2 protein-coding genes are annotated in these 1,477 nt (G+C 71.0%); both read right to left on the reverse strand.

Annotation, left to right across the window (positions count from 1 at the left end; all coding sequences use genetic code 11):
- The coding region (locus FVW20_RS19810; RefSeq protein WP_231039144.1) for a zinc-ribbon domain-containing protein at positions 1–287 on the reverse strand (287 nt) is incomplete at its 3' end.
- 162 nt (positions 288–449) lie between these two features.
- Positions 450–1,477: glycosyltransferase family protein (locus tag FVW20_RS15065; RefSeq protein WP_196610244.1), on the reverse strand; the 1,028-nt coding region annotated here is incomplete at its 5' end.

A 1,477-nucleotide genomic window follows, 5' to 3' on the forward strand; every position in this document is an offset into this window, starting at 1 on the left:
AACGCGGCGGGAAGCTCGTCGTCCTCGTCCTGCCCCATGGCGGGGCCGGCATGGGGCAGGGCGCCGGGCGCCGCATCATCCGGCGCGCGGCGAACGGTCATGTCTCCAGCCTGCGGGGCCTGCGCGGCGTGTCCGGCGGGGGATACGTCCGGGGTTTCATCGGATGCCAGGGCACGAAAACGAAACCGGTGACGGCACTTGGGACAGGTGGCGATGGCGGCCGAGGACGGAATCTTGCTGCTGTCGATGCTTCGTTCGAACTGGCATTCCGGGCAGCGTATAATCATGGGAAATCCTTTGCTTCCTTGCATATGCACAGTGTAGGGCATTGGGCAGCGCAAATCAAGTTGGGCCCCGTCCCGTACGGTTCCGTGCCGTACCGCACGGGGCTGCGCGGCGGGTTGCCGTTGGTTTTTCGCCGGTTCACAGGCCGTGGCCGGGGGCCGCGCTCATGGGGACAGGGGCAGGCGCAGGGCCAGATGGCGGCGGTGCGGGCCTGCCTCCGGAACGTGGTGTTGCGCGCTGCTGCCGGCTGTCTGCCCGTTATCGGCGGAGACCAGCCCGGCATGGGCGAACAGGCGCCGGGGCAGGGCCGGATATTCCTTGCTCAGCCGGTGCAGCCCGCCCGGCGGAGACGGCGCTGCCTGCCCGGTGCCTGCCGCATTGAACACCCGCAGGCGCTCGGTCAGCGCGTCCCGGTCCTTGGCGGTCCAGCTCAGATGGTCGATCCAGGCATCGGCCAGCAGGCAGGTGTGGCCGTGTACCCCCACCACCCGTTCGTGCACCGCACCCCGGAAGCACACCCCCGGCATGAGGCGGAACAGCCGCAACTGCACGTCGGGCCACAGGCCGTAGCCTACGCGCAGGTGATCCGCGTCGGGGTAGGCGGTGGCGCGGGGCAGCAGCCAGGCCCCGGTGCCGGGCACGGCCATCAGGCGGGGCAGCAACGCCCAGGTGCGGGGCGACAGCCGCTCGTCGGCGTCGAGGTACAGGCACCATTCCGTGGACAACAGCCCCAGCATGGCGTTGCGCTGGGCGGAAAAGTCGCCCCCCAGCGGGCGCACCGCCTGGTGCAGCGGCACCGGGCACAATGGGACCGGGTCGAAAGCGGGCGGCGCGCCATCCCACACCACGGCCACTTCGCGCACCCAGCCGGGTATCTGGGCGAAAAAGGCGGGCAGGTCCGGCTCTGCGGGGTGCAGGATGGCACCCACGCCCAGGCTGGGATGATGGGGCGCGACTTCGTGCGCACCGTCCCCCGCGTCATGATGCGCGTCGGGCAACGCGTCATGATGCGCATCGGGCAACGCATCGGGCAGTGCCACGGGCACGCACCCGGCGAACAGGCGGCGCCAGCGGCGCAGCGCCCCGGTCTCGGCATCCGGCAGGAACGGGTTGGGGAACAGGGTGGCGGTTTCCGGCGTGACGCCGGTGGCCCGCAGCAGCAACAGCAGCGCCCACGGCGAGGTGTCGCCCG

The organism is Nitratidesulfovibrio oxamicus, assembly GCF_015731765.1.
Classification (GTDB): Bacteria; Desulfobacterota; Desulfovibrionia; order Desulfovibrionales; family Desulfovibrionaceae; genus Cupidesulfovibrio; species Cupidesulfovibrio oxamicus.